This is a genomic window from Arcticibacterium sp. SM2516 (assembly GCF_057914865.1).
Genome location: NZ_CP195290.1, coordinates 1,210,309 through 1,229,686, shown reverse-complemented (window position 1 = coordinate 1,229,686; position 19,378 = coordinate 1,210,309). Strand labels below are relative to the sequence as shown.

20 protein-coding genes are annotated in these 19,378 nt (G+C 37.0%); 18 read left to right on the top strand and 2 right to left on the bottom strand.

All coding sequences use genetic code 11. The features are described from left to right. Positions 1-985 precede the first annotated feature (985 nt). The 10 genes from ACSBFT_RS05110 to ACSBFT_RS05065 all read left to right on the top strand — a co-directional run bounded on the left by ACSBFT_RS05110 (position 986) and on the right by ACSBFT_RS05065 (position 8,118). Positions 986-1,492 (top strand): RNA polymerase sigma factor, encoded by a 507-nt coding sequence (locus ACSBFT_RS05110; protein WP_489603795.1) that lies wholly within the window; start codon positions 986-988, stop codon positions 1,490-1,492. Next, positions 1,482-1,892 (top strand): hypothetical protein, encoded by a 411-nt coding sequence (locus tag ACSBFT_RS05105; RefSeq protein WP_489603794.1) that lies wholly within the window; start codon positions 1,482-1,484, stop codon positions 1,890-1,892. Before ACSBFT_RS05110 ends, ACSBFT_RS05105 begins: the two co-directional genes overlap by 11 nt. A gap of 44 nt (positions 1,893-1,936) precedes the next feature. Further along, complete coding sequence (locus ACSBFT_RS05100) at positions 1,937-2,440, top strand: TonB-dependent receptor (RefSeq protein WP_489603793.1); 504 nt, start codon at positions 1,937-1,939, stop codon at positions 2,438-2,440. Between the two features lie 142 nt (positions 2,441-2,582). Continuing rightward, positions 2,583-2,945: a hypothetical protein gene (locus ACSBFT_RS05095; protein ID WP_489603792.1), complete on the top strand. Its 363-nt coding sequence runs from the start codon at positions 2,583-2,585 to the stop codon at positions 2,943-2,945. Between the two features lie 100 nt (positions 2,946-3,045). Then, positions 3,046-3,546, top strand: a complete 501-nt coding sequence (locus ACSBFT_RS05090) for a hypothetical protein (RefSeq protein WP_489603791.1) — start codon at positions 3,046-3,048, stop codon at positions 3,544-3,546. 901 nt (positions 3,547-4,447) lie between these two features. Then, positions 4,448-6,193 carry a cbb3-type cytochrome c oxidase subunit I gene (locus tag ACSBFT_RS05085; RefSeq protein WP_489603790.1) on the top strand — a complete coding sequence of 582 codons (1,746 nt, stop codon included), beginning with the start codon at positions 4,448-4,450 and terminating at the stop codon, positions 6,191-6,193. A 5-nt stretch (positions 6,194-6,198) separates the two neighbouring features. Beyond that, positions 6,199-7,203, top strand: a complete 1,005-nt coding sequence (locus ACSBFT_RS05080; RefSeq protein ID WP_489603789.1) for a cbb3-type cytochrome c oxidase subunit II — start codon at positions 6,199-6,201, stop codon at positions 7,201-7,203. 4 nt (positions 7,204-7,207) lie between these two features. Continuing rightward, positions 7,208-7,450: a hexameric tyrosine-coordinated heme protein gene (locus ACSBFT_RS05075; protein ID WP_489603788.1), complete on the top strand. Its 243-nt coding sequence runs from the start codon at positions 7,208-7,210 to the stop codon at positions 7,448-7,450. Further along, positions 7,440-7,712, top strand: coding sequence for a hypothetical protein (locus tag ACSBFT_RS05070; protein ID WP_463047751.1), 273 nt, complete (start codon positions 7,440-7,442; stop codon positions 7,710-7,712). The genes ACSBFT_RS05075 and ACSBFT_RS05070 overlap by 11 nt, the downstream gene beginning before the upstream one ends. A 1-nt stretch (position 7,713) precedes the next feature. Beyond that, positions 7,714-8,118, top strand: a complete 405-nt coding sequence (locus ACSBFT_RS05065; protein WP_463047752.1) for a cytochrome C — start codon at positions 7,714-7,716, stop codon at positions 8,116-8,118. 193 nt (positions 8,119-8,311) lie between these two features. On the opposite strand, the gene ACSBFT_RS05060 is transcribed toward ACSBFT_RS05065, so the two are convergent. Then, positions 8,312-8,887, bottom strand: coding sequence for a DJ-1/PfpI family protein (locus ACSBFT_RS05060; protein ID WP_463047753.1), 576 nt, complete (start codon positions 8,885-8,887; stop codon positions 8,312-8,314). A 300-nt stretch (positions 8,888-9,187) separates the two neighbouring features. Here ACSBFT_RS05060 and ACSBFT_RS05055 point away from each other — a divergent pair, with 300 nt between their 5' ends. The 8 genes from ACSBFT_RS05055 to ACSBFT_RS05020 all read left to right on the top strand — a co-directional run bounded on the left by ACSBFT_RS05055 (position 9,188) and on the right by ACSBFT_RS05020 (position 18,361). Then, the gene (locus ACSBFT_RS05055; protein ID WP_489603787.1) at positions 9,188-11,137 is read left to right on the top strand and encodes a heavy metal translocating P-type ATPase; all 1,950 of its coding nucleotides are present in this window, start codon (positions 9,188-9,190) and stop codon (positions 11,135-11,137) included. A gap of 462 nt (positions 11,138-11,599) precedes the next feature. Continuing rightward, positions 11,600-11,737: a hypothetical protein gene (locus tag ACSBFT_RS05050; RefSeq protein ID WP_489603786.1), complete on the top strand. Its 138-nt coding sequence runs from the start codon at positions 11,600-11,602 to the stop codon at positions 11,735-11,737. A gap of 327 nt (positions 11,738-12,064) precedes the next feature. Next, on the top strand, positions 12,065-12,955 hold the full coding sequence (locus ACSBFT_RS05045; protein ID WP_489603785.1) for an alpha/beta fold hydrolase: 891 nt from the start codon (positions 12,065-12,067) through the stop codon (positions 12,953-12,955). 102 nt (positions 12,956-13,057) lie between these two features. Next, the gene (locus tag ACSBFT_RS05040) at positions 13,058-14,695 is read left to right on the top strand and encodes an MGH1-like glycoside hydrolase domain-containing protein (protein WP_489603784.1); all 1,638 of its coding nucleotides are present in this window, start codon (positions 13,058-13,060) and stop codon (positions 14,693-14,695) included. Between the two features lie 380 nt (positions 14,696-15,075). Further along, positions 15,076-15,945 carry an RNA polymerase sigma factor gene (locus ACSBFT_RS05035; protein WP_489603783.1) on the top strand — a complete coding sequence of 290 codons (870 nt, stop codon included), beginning with the start codon at positions 15,076-15,078 and terminating at the stop codon, positions 15,943-15,945. A gap of 94 nt (positions 15,946-16,039) precedes the next feature. Next, complete coding sequence (locus ACSBFT_RS05030; RefSeq protein WP_489603782.1) at positions 16,040-16,528, top strand: SRPBCC family protein; 489 nt, start codon at positions 16,040-16,042, stop codon at positions 16,526-16,528. Position 16,529: 1 nt separating this feature from the next. Continuing rightward, positions 16,530-17,033, top strand: a complete 504-nt coding sequence (locus ACSBFT_RS05025; protein WP_489603781.1) for an SRPBCC family protein — start codon at positions 16,530-16,532, stop codon at positions 17,031-17,033. Between the two features lie 656 nt (positions 17,034-17,689). Further along, positions 17,690-18,361, top strand: coding sequence for a haloacid dehalogenase type II (locus ACSBFT_RS05020; protein WP_463048991.1), 672 nt, complete (start codon positions 17,690-17,692; stop codon positions 18,359-18,361). Between the two features lie 64 nt (positions 18,362-18,425). Here ACSBFT_RS05020 and ACSBFT_RS05015 read toward each other — a convergent pair whose 3' ends face one another. Continuing rightward, entirely contained in the window at positions 18,426-18,713 is a 288-nt protein-coding gene (locus ACSBFT_RS05015) for a hypothetical protein (protein ID WP_489603780.1), read from the bottom strand. Positions 18,714-19,378: the final 665 nt, after the last annotated feature.

Below are 19,378 nucleotides of genomic sequence, written 5' to 3'. Positions count from 1 at the left end.
ATCTTTTTAAGAAGCATAGGCACTTAACATGTTATAGCATGAGTCATTATTGAAGACATAGGTCAGAAACTTTCATGAAACATCTAAACAAATTCATTGAAATAAGAGGAGTCCGCTTTTCCTAAAATCTACAGTTTCTTTAAAACAATTGATGTTAGTTAGAAAGGAAACCTTCTTATTGAAGGTCACACAATTTTGTTCGCAGAAGTTGCCATAGAAAAATCTTTGTTCATGAAAAAGACTCCGAAGAAACCACGGAATTTGCCATAGAAAATTGGTAAATACATCTCCTTTGAACACGGAACGTCTTAGGAGTTTTACATTCAAGCTGTAGAAAACTCAACCATCCCTAGACCGCGATTCACGGAAGAAGTCTCTTTAACCCGAATTATGCATTGGGGAATTGTTATGAGTTTTAAAGTACATTAAATCAGACAATTAAAGGAAATTAGCAAAGCGTTTACCCTGAGCTAATGTCGATGGGCAATGGTGTTTGAGTTTAAATGGGTGTAGCCTGTATTGAGCTTGGCGAAGTATACTGATTTGAAGCAATTTAGCTACGGTCCCGATAAAATCGGGAGATTGCTTAATCCATAAAGCGGGTTTAATTCACAAACCAGGTTTATCAATCGAAACCTTGTAAAAGAGCTGCGTTGATTTTCAGTGAAAACTATATTACTCAATGAATCAGTGCAATGGTAACCATGAATACTTGGAATAGAATTGCTAAAAGTATCAATATGGAAATCGAGTCAAACTTCATATCGTGCGAGAGCTTAATGTTTGCGGTCTGAATTACATTCTTCCATGCATCCGACATAGTATGGTAGCTTATAAAAAAATCATTTAAAAATTCACACGCAATAAGCTAAACGCTAATATCTAACCAGAATTAAATTTATTCTTGGAGCATTTAAGAAGATTATTAAAAAAACTATAGATAATCTGTTATGCCTAAATCGCAATGTCGTTATCTAAGTATAAGATGAAAACAAAAGATTTTAAAGATAGGGTACTTTCATTATCAGAGCGAATATTTCCGATGGTAAGTCGTCTGCTAGGAAACAGCACCAAAGCACAAGACGCCACTCAGGAAATTATGATAAAGCTATGGGGCAAGCGTAGGCATTTAGAAAACCACCCTAATCTTTCCGGTTTTGTATTCTTAACGGCTCGGAATTACTGTCTGGATATTTTAAAGAAAAAAGGTCCAGAGTTGCTTTCAACGGATTTTCAGCTGAACCATTTAGTTGCATCCAGTGGTCAAGAGGAGTTTGAATGGAATGAATTAAAAACTGTGATTGAAAAGATAATGGAACAGCTTCCAGAACAGCAAAGAGAAATTATGATGATGAGAGACATAGACGGTATGGCGTTCACTGAGATTGCGGAAGCTACACATCTTAAAGTAGAACACATTAGGGTTTTACTTTCTCGTGCAAGAAAACAAGTGGCGGCATCTTTAAAAAAAATGGAAGATTATGGACATTAACAAGTTAATAGAAAAATATAAAGCGGGAAAAACGACTTTAGAGGAAGAGCAATTCCTTTTGGAGACTACCAATGATTTTGACACAGATTTATCTCCTTGGTTCGAATATGCCAAGCTTCAGAGAAAACAACCCACCCCTATTTTAGAAAAGAATATATGGGCAGGTATAGAAAAGAAAAGCGTACGATTTAGGCTGGGGGTTTTCTCAGCTGCAGCCTCTTTTCTCCTTATTGCATTTATTTCCTTCAGAAATGTAAAACAAGAGAAAATAGCCTATAAAGAGAAAGAAGCAACCCTAAAAGCGGCATTGGCTATGCTTTCCGACTCTGAAATATACCCACCGAAGGAGCGTATTTTATACGAAGACGAACTCGTGGTCATTTATACATCAGCAGAATAAACTTAAACCAAACAAGATTTAATAAACACTTTAATATGATAAAAATGAAGAAATTACTTTTAGCAGCTTGCCTTTTTTGTATCACCTTATCTGGTGCTCTAGCACAAGATTCCAACATAAAAGTGAAGGTAAAAGATGGCAGCAACCCTGATATTTATATCGATGGCAAAAAATACGACTATGCCATAATGGAATTGCTAGACCAGAATAAGATAGCTTCGGTGAATGTCATAAAAGGTCAAAAGGCCCTAGAAGCCTATAACGCCCCAAATGGGGTAATAATGATAGTTACTAAAAGTGTAGATATCAGTCCTAAAGCCAAGAATAGAAGCACAAATGACGTAAAGGTCACAGGTTATGCAGATGCCGACCCCAAAGTGATGATAGACGGAAGGGAGTCTAATAAAGAGATACTTTCAAAAATATCGCCCGACGATATCTCCAGTATTAATGTTATAAAAGGTGAACAGGCCATTAGTCAATATAACGCACCAAATGGTGTGATAATGGTGATAACCAAATCTGCCAGTAAAAAGAAAAGTAATTAAAACCTAATTAATAAAGTACAACGAATTAATAAAAGTCAATTCTTTGTACTTTATGTACAAAAAATACTAAGAAACACATCGTAATTCGAAAGATTATGCTTTACGAATATGAGAATAGTTTCTGAAGCATTAAATTTGCAAAGTGAAAAGGATAGGGAAGTATTTAAGCGTTTTACTCTTCGTATCGGTTTATTGTTTTGCAGTAGGCCGTGTTAGTACATCGAACGTTTCCTACCTTTCTAAAAACACCGAAAAAGCAAAACATATCACTTCGGTTTCTACAGACCTTTTCTCTGGTTTTGTATCTTCACAAAGAAACCTATCTTCTTCTCAGAATTTTCCAAACCCTAATTTAAAAGACTCTTTTAGCGGACCTTGGATATTAGGAAAGATCCATAAGGCGGTTTTTATAAGCAAATACACACAATACGTGTCATCTGCAAAAAATCTGCTGATACGGCATAGAAAAACAGACATCATTTTCCCCTTTCATTATTTCTGGTAATTCATTTTTTAAGTCATCGGCTGCCGTAAGGCAATTTGAAAATTTATTTCTGGGTTTTGCATACCGCAATACCCTAAAAACTATATAAATAACTTAAGAAATGGACTTAGATTTAGGAACTATCACAGTCGGTATTATCTGTACCGCCATCTGCGTTATACCATTTATGTTAATGGGCAGAAGCAAAAAGAAAAAAGAGCAGCAGAAGCTGTTATCGCTAAGAAACATAGCCAGTCAATACGAAGGACGTATTACTCATCATGAATTCTGTGGCAATTTTGGAATAGCCATAGACGATAAAAAAGGTTTTGTATTCTTTAACAAAGTGGTCAATGGTGAAGTAACAGAGGGTTTTGTAGATTTAAATCTAATAGACCAATGCTGCATAGCTAATACGAGTATTACTGTCACAAAAAATAAAGAAACTTATCCGATGATTGACAGATTAGAGCTTTGTTTTAAACCTGAAAATCAAAACAGTAAAGAGATAAAGTGGGAGTTTTTTAGCAGAGAAAACAATCTCCAACTTTATGGAGAATTTCAAGCCGCAGAAAGATGGAGTAAACGCATTAATGATCAAATCCAAATCAAGGTTTGGTAAGCATCTAGAAACCTAGTTTACAAGTACAAACAAAAGCGGCTTTATGGGTCGCTTTTGTTCGTATTTGTATGAAAATTTGACCCGGTTTATGCATTGGAGAATTGTGATGAGTGGTTAAAGTGGCATAAATCAGGCTTTAAACGAGATTAGCATAGCGGTTTACCTTAAGCTTTTTGTCAATGGGTTCTGGTGATTGAGTTTAAATGGGTGTAGCCTGTGCTGAGCTTGACGAAGTAAACTGATTTGAAGCAATTTAGCCACGGTCCCGATAGTAATCGGGAGATTTTCTAATGCATAAAGCGGGTTTAAATAGTAACCGTAAATTCCCTATTTTAAAAAAGGTAGAATAAAACTTGGGTGTGCCCAACAATATATCCGCAAAGGATTTTCACGACTTCATATATCTCCGCAAATTTCTAAGCTACTTCTTAGCAGCCCTTTAATACCATTAATTATCCTTGGATAATTACGACAAAATAAATGCACGCTCCCCTAGTGCCCCGATGGGTACTTTCTTTCAAATTTATATCAAAACATTAATGGATAAACTTATCCACTATTGAAATTCAACACTTATATTTGTGCTATCAAACGAAGAAAACGTTTTTGAAGGCAACTAAATACCCCAATAGAATAGCTATTTACATGGCCTTTCAATCTTTTTTGCACAGTAAAAGGGAGTATATAAAAATGGCAGTGGCTATGGAATTTTCAAGAGTCAATGCTTCAGAAATTCTGCAGCGGCTTTTACGAAAAAACATACTGAACTCCGCCAAAGTTTCTTGCTGATTTAACTGACTACAGTAGCTCATAAACAAAAGAACTTGATGAGAGATTAACCTACTTAGAACCACAAAAAATCAAACAAATAGTGGACAAACTCATCCAATATAAATAAGAGATGGAAACAAAAAACATACTTAGCGAATCTGGAATTATTATTACGCTAATACTCATTTCAATTCCCGTAATAGCTGCTTCAATTATAGTTATTATAAAAGCTTTTTCCTTCGTTACCTCTTACCTTAAGGAAAAGGAACTAAAGAAATTCAATGATTACTTGGTAGGATTAAGTCCGGAAGAAGTAGAAAAACTGGAACAACGTAAAAAGGAACTTGAATTTGCTCTTTCAAATAATGAATTGGCAGGAGATAATACACCAATTGATAGCAAAGGATTAATTATCAATATAAGCGAAGCTGAATCGCTCAGTTTTATTGAACAAAAGAAAAAAAGTCAACCTCGCCCTAACATTGAACCCGATTTAACCAAACTCATTTTGTGGTACTTAGGCTGTGCTACATTTTGGTTATTATTTGGAACAACAGTAGGAGAATATCTTGGCATAAAATTCGTAGCTCCGGATGTTGATCATTTTAGTTGGCTAAGTTTTGGCCGACTTAGACCTGTTCATACCAACGCTGTTTTTTGGGGTTGGGCTTCTTTGGCAATGATGGGCTTGGCATATTATGTTATTCCAAGAGTTAGTAACGTTCCTATTTCAAGCATAAAAACAGGCTATCGTTCTCTTATTCTTATTAATGCTTCGGTTATCATAGGGAGTATTTTCCTCATGGCGGGTATTAACAATGCGGGCGGCGAATACCGGGAATACATATGGCCTGTGATGGCATTATTTGGGATTGGCGTATTCATTTCTTTAATAAACTTCTTCAAGACAATTGCCCATAGAACCACCAAAGAAATTTATGTATCCAACTGGTACATTATTTCCGCCATGATGTTCTTATTGGTTATTGCCATTGTAGCCTATTGGCCAAGTTGGCAGTCAGGTTTAGGTGAAACCATTGTACAAGGCTACTACATGCATCAAGGCGTAGGCATGTGGTTTATGCTTTTTACCCTCGGTTTGATGTATTATTTTTTACCACAACAATTAAACAAACCTATCTATTCCTACAGTTTAGGTATTTTGGCCTTTTGGGCACAAATCCTCTTTTATACCCTCATTGGAACTCATCACTTTATCTTTAGTGCCATCCCTTGGTGGTTGCAAACCATTGCTATTGTAGCCAGTGTGGGAATGGTGATACCAGTGGTGGCTGGTACTACCAACTTCCTGATGACATTTAAAGGGTCTTGGAATAAACTATCTGGTAGTTATACGCTTCCATTCTATTTGATTGGGATTATATTTTACTTCACTGGTTCCTTACAAGGCACCGCAGAAGCCTTTCGATTTACAAATTTGGTCTGGCACTTCACAGACTTTACCGTTGCTCACTCGCATTTAACCATGTATGGTATCATCTGCTTTATGCTCTGGGGTTTTATATATACTATAGTCCCACGACTAACCGGTAAAGAACCACCACAAATAACCGTTGGAGCTCATTTTTGGCTTGCATTAATAGGTTTATTATTCTACACCATACCATTAATGTATGGCTCCACACTAAGGGGCTTAATGTGGATAGAAGGAAAACCATTTATTGATAGTGTAGCATTGATGGCTCCTTACTGGCTCTGGCGAGCTATTGGAGGTTCATTGATGTGGCTTTCGCATATTTTATTTGCCTATAATTTTTACGTGATGGTAAAACCAAAAGTACAAATGGTGATACCAAAATCACCTTCTGAGATTTTGAAAGCGAAAAAAGAATTTGACAATCAAAGCAATAAATAAGTAAAATGGAATTTTTCGATAATCATAAAAAACTGTTTGGAACAGCACTGGGCTTATTTATAGGCTTGACTATTATGGTTGCTATACTGCCAGCTTATCATAATCAGAACAATAATGCTCCACTGCCCAATGATGAACCTTTAAGCGAAGATGCTAGATTAGGAAAGCAAAGTTTCATTGCCAATGGCTGCGTGGCATGTCATACGCAACAAGTACGAAATGTAGACATGGATAAGGTTTGGGGCAAGAGACCTGGGATTGCTGCGGATTATGCCGGAATTACCCGAACTGATTTTTGGAGAAACACAGCCACCTTAATGGGTACAGAAAGAACAGGTCCTGACTTAACCAATATAGGCACAAGGCAACCAAGTTTAGCTTGGAATCTATTGCATTTATACCAACCCAGAGCCGTGATTGAAAAATCTATTATGCCAGCTTATCCTTGGCTTTTTGAAACTAAAGAGAACCTTGAAAAAGATGACATTGAAGTGACTGTTCCAGATAAATTCAGAAAGGGCTTAACGGGAAAAATTGTAGCGACTAAAGAAGCGATACACTTAGTCACGTATTTGCAAAGCTTAAAACAAACACCATTACCTGACGGAAAAGTACCTATGGATTTTCTTTACAAAAAAGAGGAGAAACCAACTTCAAACGGCGACAATACGGTCAATTTACCCGACGGTGAAATGCTATACACTCAGAACTGTTCCAGTTGTCACCAAGCAAACGGTGAAGGATTAAAAGGTGCTTTTCCTCCGCTGAAAGGCAGCCCAATAGTATTGGGTGACGACCTAGAATTGTTTATAGATATTATTATGCGTGGTTATGATGCCAGAACAGAGTATGCCGTGATGAATGCTGTAGGAACAGACAATGGTTTAACGCCTGAAGAAGTAACAACTATCATCAATCACGAAAAAACAAGCTGGGGTAATGACGCTAAAACCGTAAGTCCTGAGGAAGTTAAAAAAATAATGGATTTCATTAAAATAACAGTTCAATAATATTATGGCAAACACAGAAATATGGTTAGAAAGTCTGATAACCAAAACACCGCAAGAAGGAAGAGATTTGGCAATGAAAATGGCTCGAAAATCAATCGCTGCTATTCAGACTGACCCTGAAAAACGCAAGCAAATGCGATCAAACTATGCAGAAGACACTGCTCAGCTTATTGGTTCTGCCCAAGTGGTTGCGGTAGAATTTCAAACAATCGCACAAGCAAATAATTTTTGGAAACATGAAAAGTAAATTCAGAATTATACTTTTATCAAGCCTATTATTATTTAACAGTATGATAACTTTTGCTTGTCCGGTTTGTGAAAAACAGCAGCCCAAAATAACACAAGGATTCACACATGGAGCGGGCCCACAGAGTAATTGGGATTGGCTTATTATTGGTTCTATTGCGGCCATCACTTTATTGACGTTTGCTTTTTCCTTGAAATATCTCATCAAACCAGGCGAAAAGAACTTCGATCATATCAAACAATCAATCTTAAGCAACTCATAAGATGAAAGAAGATAAAAGTAGAATAACGCTGTTTGTTGACGATGACCGGCAGCCCATTGCCGAACTATTCGCTCCGGTGAAATTTGAATTGGATACAAAAAAGTTAACCGACGGTGAGCATGTACTAAAGGTAATTAGCAAATCGCCAGCGGGCAGAGAAGGCATACGTGAAATAAAGTTTATTGTTCGGAATGGACCTGCTATTTCGGTAGAAGGCATTTCAGAAAACGCCGTAGTGGATGGCACCGTACCCTTAATGATTAATGCTTACGATAAGGGAAATCAAAAGAAGTTTATCATAGAAGGAAGCGAAACACCACAAAGTATACCCAGTTGGTTGTGGATTTTATTAATAGCTTTTTTCGGTTGGGCAACTTTTTACCTTATTACCAACTTTAGTCTTTAGCCGCTATTAAATCGCCATAATTTGCCTTGTGGAATCTACAGTGTTGAGCTCACTGTTTCACGAATTTCGAGCTGCAGTAAACTCATTAATGATCAAATCCAAATCAAAGTTTGGTAAGCATCTAGAAACCTAGCTTATAAGTACGAACAAAATCGGCCCCTAAAGCCGCTTTTGTTCGTATTTGTATGAAGATTTAAATAGTAACCGTAGCTCCCATTATTTTCAAAAACGCTCTAATGAAGCTTGGGTGTGCCGGCCAAGCTGGAGAAGTTACCAAATTTCCGTCTACATAAACCCCATCTACAGCTATCGACTGAAACTCGCCACCAGCCATAGTTACCTCTGGTCCTACCGCCGGATACGCCGTTAGTTTTCTTCCTCTTACCACATCTGCGGCCGTCAAAATCTGTATACCATGGCATATAGCTGCCACTGGTTTGTTCTCATTAAAAAAATATTTAACCATATCTATGACCTTGGCGTTTAACCTCAAATATTCTGGTGCTCTACCCCCGGCTATCACAAAACCATCATACTGCGTAAGGTCAACATCGTCAAAACTGTAGTTCAAAACAAAGTTATGACCGGGCTTTTCTGAGTATGTTTGGTCTCCTTCAAAATCATGGATAGCGGTTTTAACTATATCACCTTTTTTCTTATCTGGGCAAACCGTATGCACCTCATAGCCGACCATTTCTAGCATCTGAAATGGAACCATAGTTTCGTAATCTTCGGTGTAATCGCCCGTTAAAAAAAGTACTTTTTTCATGCTTTTATATTTATTTATAAATGATTTATGATTCTTCTTTTCAAACGAAATAATTGTGCTCTCATTTCATTAAAGAGACAAAAACACGCGTTTTTTCAAAGAAAAACACCTTTTGGATAGAATTTAAATGTAGTCAAGAATTTAGATTTAACACAGTTTGAAATATTAAGAAAAAGTAAAATTTACCGTGACATAAATTTATTTTTTGCCCTTTCATGCTTAAACCCTAATTTTCAAGGACTACCGTCCCATTCTCATTTAGTTTATACTTATCTTAAAGCCAACAAAAGAAAGAATATATTGAAAGAAGAATATAAACATGCCAGCTGCTGTACGACAGATGAACCCGTTTTCCATGCTGAACATGAGCATGCTCCCGACTCAGAAAGTAAGCTTAAGTTATTTCTGCCGGCCATTATATCGTTGGTGCTCCTTGTTGCCGCCATTGCCTTAGATAATTACTTTCCGCAGGAATGGTTTACAGGTTGGCTAAGAATAGCTTGGTACATGCTGGCCTATCTTCCTGTTGGTTTTCCAGTTTTTAAAGACGCTTTAAACAGTATCATAAAAGGAGATGTATTCTCTGAATTTCTGCTCATGACCATTGCAACCGTCGGAGCTTTTGCCATTGGCGAATACCCAGAAGCGGTGGCGGTGATGTTGTTTTATACCATAGGCGAAATCTTCCAGTCTATGGCGGTACAAAAAGCCAAATTGAATATCAAAACGCTTTTAGACCAGCGACCAGACCAAGTCACCGTTATAAAGGATGGTGTACCCAAAGAAATTAAAGCAGAAAACGCCACTATAGGAGATATCATTCAGCTAAAACCAGGTGAAAAACTAGGATTAGACGGTGAATTAATTTCAGCCACTGCGGCTTTCAATACTGCGGCACTAACGGGAGAAAGCAAGCCAGATACCAAAAGAAAAGGAGAAACAGTTTTGGCAGGCATGATAAACCTAAATGCCGTAGCTCAAGTTCATGTGATGGCTGCTTATAGCGATAGTAAACTGAGCAAAATTTTGGAAATGGTCCAAAACGCTACTGCTCAAAAAGCTCCCACAGAATTATTTATTCGAAAGTTCGCTAAAATATATACACCCATAGTGGTGCTGCTCGCTACACTGATTTGCCTTATACCCTATTTCTTTGTAGCAGATTATGTCTTTGAAGACTGGCTTTACAGGGCCTTGGTGTTTTTGGTTATCTCCTGCCCCTGTGCCTTAGTCATCAGTATTCCTTTAGGGTATTTTGGAGGAATAGGTGCTGCTAGCAAAAACGGTATCCTCTTTAAAGGAAGTAATTTTCTAGACCTCATGGCCAATATCCAAAATGTGGTCATGGACAAAACGGGTACCATGACGGAAGGCGTTTTCAAAGTAGAGGATGTTCAAATACAATCTGCATACGAAACGAACGAAATACTACAAATGGTGAATGCTTTGGAAAGCCAAAGTTCGCATCCTGTAGCTACCGCCATTCAAGAATATGTAGGGTCTGTAGACCATGCCATTATACTGAAAAACGTAGAAGAAATTCCGGGTTATGGACTAAAGGCCATCGTGGAAGAGAAAGAACTGCTGGTAGGAAACTTCAAACTTTTAGACAAGTTTGATGTCCAATATGATATAGACGTGAGTACCATCGTTTATACCGTGATAGCGATAGCTTATAACAAGCAATTTGTTGGGTATATCACCATTGCCGACCAAATAAAGGAAGATGCACAATACGCTATAAACCAACTCAATAAACATGGCATAAAAACAACAATGCTAAGTGGAGATAAAGCGACTGTGGTGAAATTTGTGGCAGACAAGTTAGGGATATCTCATTACTTTGGAGATTTACTCCCTGAACATAAAGTGGCTAAAATTAAAGAGATTATAGCCCAAAATGAAACAGTGGCATTTGTGGGAGACGGCCTAAACGACGCTCCAGTGGTGGCTTTAAGTCATGTGGGCATAGCCATGGGTGGCCTCGGCAGCCAAGCCACCATAGAAACCGCCGATGTAGTTATCCAAGACGATAAACCATCCAAAATACCAATGGCAATAAATATTGGTAAAAAGACCAAGAAAATAATTTGGCAGAATATCACTCTTGCGTTTACGGTGAAGCTTATTGTATTAATACTGGGTGCGGGCGGATTAGCCACCATGTGGGAGGCCGTTTTTGCCGATGTAGGGGTAGCTCTACTCGCCATTCTAAATGCCGTAAGGATTCAGAACATGAAATTTGATTAAGCATTTTTCGATCGATAATGAAGCTTATTGTATTCGTTTCAGTGTAGTCTCAATTTATATCTAGGTTCGAGCATTCATAGAAAATAGTAACACGGATTTTTTAATTCAGATGAACCATAGCAATTTCAAAAAAGTAACATAAATCCATTAGATTAGTTGTGTATGTTTAGCCACAATTTTTAACCAAAAAATGTAAAAATATGCGTAGAACTTTAACCTTTCTGACATTTATGTTCGTGCTTGGATGTGCCGAGTAACAAGAATCATTGAATACTAATTTTAAGTCTTTTTGGATTCGGTGAAATTCCTGATTCCAACATTTTCAATCAGCCTAAAGTATAATTTGACACATTCGATTATATTATTCAGCCTAAACATTTACAAAAATATTACGGTCACCCTGGTGAATTAGGTTACATAGCTGAAGGCAAAGATTATGGTTTTGAATCGCTTTCAATATTCATGGCGATGATATTGCCAAATGGCTGTCCACCATTGCATACTCATGACATTGATGAACTGCATGTGGTTTATAATGGGACTGTTGAGTATATTAATAATAAAAAACAATTTACGGCAGTGGGGCCATACATTGTATAAATTCCGGCAGGTGCTCCTCAAGCATTCGTAAATCGCGGGGGGACTCCGATAAATGTATTGGGTATATTGCCCAAAAATATTGCGACCTATCAAGAGTTTGGACCAAATCCATTGCTGGAAAATAAGGTAATAAATTAAATGAAACTCGGGCTAACAGCAGTTATAAATGAATGGTGTTTTAATGGTCAGGAAACTTTGTTGGTACTTGGAATGTCCATCACAATTAATGAATTTAAAATAAGGCGAGGCTATGAGCGACTGGAAAGGTGAGTACTTTCTAACCCCACTCATCATATCGCAGTCATTAGACAGAATTAAATGAAAACTATGAAAAACATTTTTCTACTTCTTTCAATTTTATTGTCAATCAATACTTATAGTCAATCTGAGTATTTTATAACAGGTGCCGACCAAACTAAACTACGTGTTAGGGAATTTGGGCGTGGCGAACCTTTATTTTTTCTTGCGGGAGGCCCAGGATTGAATGCCGACTATTTAGAAGCGATTTGGGGAAATTTATCAACCGATTACCGATGTATTGTTTTAGATCAGCGTGGGACAGGAAAATCCATTCTACCGAAAGTGGATGCCGTTTCATTGACTATGGAAAATTATGTTGGCGATTTAGAAGCATTGCGTAAGCACTTAAAACTGGAACATATCACCATACTTGGCCATTCATGGGGTGGAATGCTCGCAATGGAGTATGTAGTTAGAAATCCTAAACGTGTAGAAAAACTAATTCTACTAAATCCTGGAGGACCAACAAACAGTTTCTTTTCTTATTTTTCAGACAATATTAACATGAGACTTCACGAAGAAGATACCAGGGAAGCAATGGTATTAGATAGTTTAGGAAAATCAGATCTCAGAGCTATTTTTCCAGGATATTTTTTTGATAGAGATAGAGCCTTGGCATTAAAGGAGGCTTGGGATTTTGATGCTATATTAGGTCAACCAGGAGTAATGGGTTTTACTTTTTCTAACTTTGTTGCAACTCAAAAAGACAGGGTTAGTCATTTGAAAAAATACACTGGAATAGTTCATATAATTCAGGGCAGACAAGATCCAATCGGGGAATCTACTGTTTATGAAATAAAAGAATTGATACCCCAATCTCAAGTTACTTTTATTGAAAAATGTGGCCATTTCCCATGGTTAGAAAATGAAGATCAAGTTTCAGAATTCTATACGGTGGTTCGTAACGCGTTGAAATAATATTTTTTTTAAAAAGATTATAAAATTTTATCTAGCAAAAATGTACACCATTAAAACGGACGTGTATTCAAGACGCCAAGCTTTATGCCATAAATAAGAGATATGAAAATTAAAAAAATAATCATTGCTTGTATAATCCTTCTATTTGCATTTGGATGTAAAAACAGTAAAAAGGCTGCTTTCAGATTGGATAGTAGCAGTTTTCATTCTTACATAGAAAGCTTTAATCAGAATGATAATGAACTTTATATTCAGCATATTTCTAATGATTCGGCCTTTAGATTTCTATCTGAAAATATCCCTATAATTGAAGTTCCTGATAAAGACATTGAAGAGACGTATTACTTCCGCTGGTGGACTTTTAGGAAACATATAAAAAGTACTACAGATGGTTTTGTGATAACAGAATTTTTGCCAGACGTCACTTGGGCAGGAAAGCACAACACTGTAAGCTGTCCTGCTGGCCATCAGATATATGAAGGCAGGTGGCTTAGAAATTCAACATATACCAGTGACTATATAAACTTCTGGTTAAACAAGTCAGGAGATGGAATACGTAGTTATAGTTTTTGGGCTGCTGATGCGGTTCTTGCATTTCATAAAGTACATCAAGATGAATCGAAGCGACTTGATCAATTAGAATTATTGATAGCGAACTATGAGCAGTGGGAGCAAATAAGACGAGATTCAACGAATATCCTGTTTTGGCAAATTGATGATAGGGATGGCATGGAGGTAACCGCAAGCGGACGTATTTTGAATGATGGCGTTCCTGCTCAAAAGATGGCGGCTATACGCCCGAGTATTAATAGTTATATGTATGGTGATGCCAAGGCCATAGCGACTATTGCAGAACTAGCAGATAAAGCTTTGATTAGTGCAAAGTTTGAAGAAAAGGCCCAATCCATAAAACAAGAAGTACAGCTCCGTTTATGGAATGAAGAACTCGGATTCTTTACGGTGCTTCCTAGGAATTATTCAGAAGTGACCAAACCTATAAATGTAAGAGAAGCCATTGGATATATACCTTGGTATTTTAATCTACCAGACGACAATGCTACTTATTCAAATGCCTGGAACAAACTAATGGATACAACAGGATTTTATGCCCCATTTGGATTGACGGTTTGCGAACGTTCACATCCTTACTTTTCAATAAACTATACTGGGCATCAATGTCAATGGAATGGTCCATCATGGCCTTTTTCTACCACACAAACGCTTAAAGGCTTGTCGAACCTCTTAAATAATTACTCGATTAAAGGGAGTCTCTCAAAAGATAATTATTTTGAACTCTTGCTTCAATATGCGAAAAGCCATTCCATCATAAACGAACAGGGTGAAAAACAAAAATGGATAGATGAAAACATCAATCCATTTACAGGAGATTGGATTTCAAGAACCAGACTTAAGACATGGGAAAATGGGACCTGGTCAGAAAAGAAAGGAGGAGAAGAAAGGGGTAAAGATTATAATCATTCTGGATTTTGCGATTTGGTAATCTCAGATTTACTTGGGCTAAAACCAAGAATTGATAATGTTATAGAGGTAAATCCTCTAATTCCTGACCATTGGGATTGGTTTTGCTTAGATCGTGTTTTATATCATGGGAAAGAAATAACTATTATTTGGGATAAAACAGGCGAAAAATACAAAAAGGGAAAAGGCTTAATGGTTTTTATTGATGGAGAATTAAAAACAAAAACTGATGGTATAGAAAAGATTATATGTGAATTATAAATAGGTACGAAAGCATAGTCGAGTAGCCCTACCTCGGTTTTTTTCCAGACTTGGCATATGCTAAGACCTGAATATCCTTCGTCAGTAGTTGCTCACAGCAATGGAATTGTTGTCCGTACCGACGACGACTTGGCCGGTAGGCGTCCCGATTACTTCATATTGATTAGTCAGTTGCTTAAGATAACGACTCCTTGCTTTTGGGGACGGAGACCTACTCTTTCACCGTTTGGATTGTTCCGCTAAAGAATTAAATTCGACATTCAAGGCACACACAAAACCTAAACTGCCTTAAAACGTCGCTTTGCTGTAACGTTAATTCGTTCTAAAATTGTTTTTGTAACATATTAACCAATTGTGTATCTCATATGTAAACCAGTTAAATGAAAAACCCATTATCAGATAATAATAAAGTAAATCTTGAAATTACATGGATAGAGAAATCTTTGTTAGGAGATAAAAATGCTCTAAATAAACTCATACAAAAACACCAGCCATTTATTTATAACGTGGCTTGGAAATATACCAACGACCCTGAAGAAGCGAAAGACCTAACACAGGAAGTGCTGATAAAAGTGATTACAAAACTATCTACTTTCGAAGGTAATAGTTCCTTTAAAACGTGGTTGTATAGAATCGTTGTCAATCAATTCTTACTGACCAAGAGAAGGCCAATGGAAGATAGATGGGAAAGTTTTGATGCATTTTCTGATGAATTAAACTCGATTCCTAGTCCTGATTTATTGCCAGAAGAGGAAATCGAACAGGAATTACGTACCAGAACGGCTCGTACACGATGTATGTCTGGAATGTTGATGTGTCTTACGCGTGAACAACGATTAATTTATCTATTGGGCGATGTATTTAACATAGACCACAATATAGGTGCTGAAATTTTCGAAATAAGTAAAGAAAACTACAGGGCTAAACTCTCTCGAACTCGTAAAGAGTTCCATGCTTTTATGAATCAACAATGTGGTTTGGTTAATCAAGACAACCCCTGCCGTTGTTCAAAAAAAGCTAAAGCCATGGAAGCCGCTGGGAAAATGAAAACAGATGAAAAATTATTTGACCCAAAATATACTGCTACAATCGGCACTTATGCAGAAAAAGTTGCAGACGAAGTTGCTGATATCGTTGATAGAAAATACATTGATTTTTTTCAAAAACATCCTACCAAAGAAAATTTCAATTCCGAAACCGTGATTAATGAAATTGTCAATGATAGAGACTTACATAAGTTTTTCAACTAAAAATTTCTAAGGTTTTGTAACACATTGATTCACTTTGTATCTAAGTATTGAAATGGCGTTCGAACTCTAAATTTTTATGTAAAACTTTAAGACAATGAAAGAAATAAGCGTACAAAAGGAACTAGAAATTAATAAAAATATAGGTGAAGTTTGGGAGATTATGGGAAACCAATTTGCCCAAGTGGATTTATGGTCAACTAATTTTAAAAAATCAAAACCAGGCGGAAATTCAAAATTCTCAGGATTAGATTATTCGGCAAGAATTACGGTAACAGACCGTGGAGAAACCATACAAGAATTAGATTCTTTTGATGCAGCCACCCACACTTTGGCTTATCATATTACCAAAGGTGCACCCAGTATTGCAAAACGAGCAAGTGCTATATGGTCTTTAAGAAGAGAAGATGCCAACAAAACGACTGCAGTAATAGCATTTAAGATGGAGCCGAAAGGGCTTTTAGGATTTCTGATGACACCTCTGATAAAGAAAGGTTTAGGGAAGTCTGCTTTAGAAATAGCGGAAGATTTGAAGCATTATGTAGAAAATGGAATTCCACATCCGCGTAAAATCAAAATACAGTAGGATGAAAATAGATATAAAAGAATCAATAGAAATTAATACCTCAGCAGATAAAGCATGGGAAATTATCGGTCCGAATTTTTTATACATTGGGGATTGGGGACGAGGCATTAAAAGGTCATGGAATAATGAGTACGAAAAAGCCACTTTCGAAGGAGCACCTGCTGGCGGACGGTTTTGCGACTTAGGTAAAATGGGCATTGCCGAAGAAAGCATTTTAAATTACGATCATGCAAAGAGAGAAATTACATGGTCAGCTAAAAGTGACAAAATTCCAGGTTTCATTAAGAATCTACAAAATGCTCTTTACGTTGAAGTTGTGAATAATAACACCTCCAAAGTGCATACAAATATTACGGCAGATGCAATTGGAATTGGCGGTTTGTTAATGGGAGGAATGATAAAGAAAAACTTCGATAAACTTCTGAAAGGATTTGTCAAAGATTGGAAATGCTATGCAGAATCTGGTGAAGTATCTGAGACAAAAAAAAAGGAATTGAACAAATAGAAAACACAAAAATTAGACTCGAATGCAATGGAATAAGGCTTCGATAAGCTCAGCAACCCTTCATTTGAGTCCCGATAGCCATTGAGATTGAGCTCTAGCCCCCGCTTTTGGCCATCAAGGTGCTATGTGGATATCTTGTTTGGAATTTTAATTATAGGTCTTTTGAGAGGGTAATTTGCTTATTTCAGTTTCTAGTAAGTTGGTTTTCAAGTATTATTTAACCTGATTTCTAAATAAAATTTAAGCCATAGGCATACCTCGCTCAGCCCATTTTTAGTGTATTTTTTGAGCCATAATTCTTATTATTTACCATTTTGTTAAGTCGGACTTTATATGCGTGGGCGGTCTTATTATTTCAGATGGTCACCCTACCCCACCCTTGCGGTTTACTTTGCTTAGGGTAATGACTCACCCGCTTAAGGATGGCGAAGTCTAGTCTTTCACCCTTGGGATTGTTTCGTTAAAGAACTAAATTAGCCATTCAAGGCACACTTAAGTTGTAAACGTAATTCAGGCATAGTGATAAATAAGAACGAAATATTATTTTAACCGTTTGTGTACTTTGAATCCCACACCAAGCTTACAAGTGCCATTAGTATCAAGCTTGAAGAGTCGCAGAGCTCAATAAAACAGATTGCAAAATTGAAAAGAATGATATGATAAAAGCAGTTTTCTTCGATATGAACGAAACCTTATTGAACCTTAGCTTGCTTAAGAAGCAGTTTGATAAGCACTTTGAAGACAAGTATGTATTGAAATATTGGTTCACAAAATTATTATACAGTTCCAGTATAATGGGGATTATGGGCGAATACAGAAATTTCGGAGAATTAGCAGAAGTTGCTTTAGAAAATCTGTTTTTTGAGAATAATAAACCTTTATCTGAGAAAGTAAAAACTGAGATACTTGGTGAATTTAGAAAGTTGCCTGCATATGACGATGTACGTCCTGCTCTAAAACTATTGAGAGAAAAAGATATTCGTGTAATTGCTGTTTCTAATTCGTCTTTATCAATGATAAAAGAACAACTTACTAACGCAGGGATAATTGACCTTTTTGATTCCTATTACTCTGTCGACGATGTGAAAAAGTACAAACCCTTTAAGGATGTTTACCAGTCAGCGGCTAAACAAGAAGGATTAAGAACTGAAGATATTATAATGGTTGCAACCCATGATTGGGATTTATTTGGAGCAAAGAAAGCTGGACTGACCACCGCTTATGTAAAACGAAATGAAGTAATCTACCATCCTTTTTATTTACAAGCAGATTTTATGGATTCAAATCTATCCGATTTAATTATGCAATTGATTGATGCAAGAAATTAATGGACACTGTTAGATAAAGAAGAAAGCCAACTTACAGACGAGCACGGATCCACCAGTTGTAAAACTAATGGAGTATGCCTCTGATACGCCAGCCCGGACACACCACAATTCCATTGTGGCAATTCCATTGTGGCAATTCCATTGTGGCAATTCCATTGTGGCAATTCCATTGTGGCAATTCCATTGTGGCAATTCCATTGTGGCAATTCCATTGTGGCAATTCCATTGTGGCAATTCCATTGTGGCAATTCCATTGTGGCAATTCCATTGTGGCAATTCCATTGTGGCAATTCCATTGTGGCAATTCCATTGTGGCAATTCCATTGTGGCAATTCCATTGTGGCAATTCCATTGTGGCAATTCCATTGTGGCCTAAATACGGGACTAGGCGTGCCTGGTTTTATTGGATCCATTGAATCTCTGGTTACATGCGTTGATAAGAATCTAACATTCTTTCATACCCTTTTTCGTAAACTTTCAAGTGTGATGGTAGTCTTTAATTCCGATAGCTATTAGAAGGACTTTATTTGCCGGGCAAGGTTTGTACAGCCTTCCATATCTTGGATTAAAAAGTGGCAAACCGCTCTATCGATATACTTGAATTTGAATTATCTCAAGCCCAATCAACTTTGCAGCTTACCGTCGGGCTTTTATCTAGTCCTGGCCTCCTATACATCCAAATACAGTATCTCAAGCTGTTTCTTATGCATTTGTGTTACAGAACTTTCATCTGCTGGATAATTATTTGTTTATATTTGATAAACGAGCCATGTCAGGCACACACACACTGTAGCAATGCCTCCTAATGTCGGCAGGCTAGATATAGTGGAAGCGTTTGCAGCAAACTAAAGATACACCTGTACACAAATTGAACAACATCGAAACTACAGAAAACATATTCGACCATTTTGAATCGATTATTAGGCATTCGGAAAATTTGAATTCTTAACATTCTAAGTCGATAAAATTTAACAAAGGGAAACACGTGTTAGATGCAAAACACTAATAAAACAAGTC

Bases quoted from the DNA above. Each gene is read 5' to 3' on its own strand.
- ACSBFT_RS05075 (WP_489603788.1), top strand. From the start codon at position 7,208: ATGGCAAACACAGAAATATGGTTAGAAAGTCTGATAACCAAAACACCG.
- ACSBFT_RS05085 (WP_489603790.1), top strand. From the start codon at position 4,448: ATGGAAACAAAAAACATACTTAGCGAATCTGGAATTATTATTACGCTA.
- ACSBFT_RS05060 (WP_463047753.1), bottom strand. From the start codon at position 8,887: ATGAAAAAAGTACTTTTTTTAACGGGCGATTACACCGAAGATTACGAA.
- ACSBFT_RS05030 (WP_489603782.1), top strand. From the start codon at position 16,040: ATGAAAGAAATAAGCGTACAAAAGGAACTAGAAATTAATAAAAATATA.
- ACSBFT_RS05015 (WP_489603780.1), bottom strand. From the start codon at position 18,713: ATGGAATTGCCACAATGGAATTGCCACAATGGAATTGCCACAATGGAA.
- ACSBFT_RS05050 (WP_489603786.1), top strand. From the start codon at position 11,600: ATGGCGATGATATTGCCAAATGGCTGTCCACCATTGCATACTCATGAC.
- ACSBFT_RS05035 (WP_489603783.1), top strand. From the start codon at position 15,076: ATGAAAAACCCATTATCAGATAATAATAAAGTAAATCTTGAAATTACA.
- ACSBFT_RS05025 (WP_489603781.1), top strand. From the start codon at position 16,530: ATGAAAATAGATATAAAAGAATCAATAGAAATTAATACCTCAGCAGAT.
- ACSBFT_RS05100 (WP_489603793.1), top strand. From the start codon at position 1,937: ATGAAGAAATTACTTTTAGCAGCTTGCCTTTTTTGTATCACCTTATCT.
- ACSBFT_RS05110 (WP_489603795.1), top strand. From the start codon at position 986: ATGAAAACAAAAGATTTTAAAGATAGGGTACTTTCATTATCAGAGCGA.
- ACSBFT_RS05065 (WP_463047752.1), top strand. From the start codon at position 7,714: ATGAAAGAAGATAAAAGTAGAATAACGCTGTTTGTTGACGATGACCGG.
- ACSBFT_RS05020 (WP_463048991.1), top strand. From the start codon at position 17,690: ATGATAAAAGCAGTTTTCTTCGATATGAACGAAACCTTATTGAACCTT.
- ACSBFT_RS05040 (WP_489603784.1), top strand. From the start codon at position 13,058: ATGAAAATTAAAAAAATAATCATTGCTTGTATAATCCTTCTATTTGCA.
- ACSBFT_RS05070 (WP_463047751.1), top strand. From the start codon at position 7,440: ATGAAAAGTAAATTCAGAATTATACTTTTATCAAGCCTATTATTATTT.
- ACSBFT_RS05045 (WP_489603785.1), top strand. From the start codon at position 12,065: ATGAAAAACATTTTTCTACTTCTTTCAATTTTATTGTCAATCAATACT.
- ACSBFT_RS05080 (WP_489603789.1), top strand. From the start codon at position 6,199: ATGGAATTTTTCGATAATCATAAAAAACTGTTTGGAACAGCACTGGGC.
- ACSBFT_RS05105 (WP_489603794.1), top strand. From the start codon at position 1,482: ATGGACATTAACAAGTTAATAGAAAAATATAAAGCGGGAAAAACGACT.
- ACSBFT_RS05090 (WP_489603791.1), top strand. From the start codon at position 3,046: ATGGACTTAGATTTAGGAACTATCACAGTCGGTATTATCTGTACCGCC.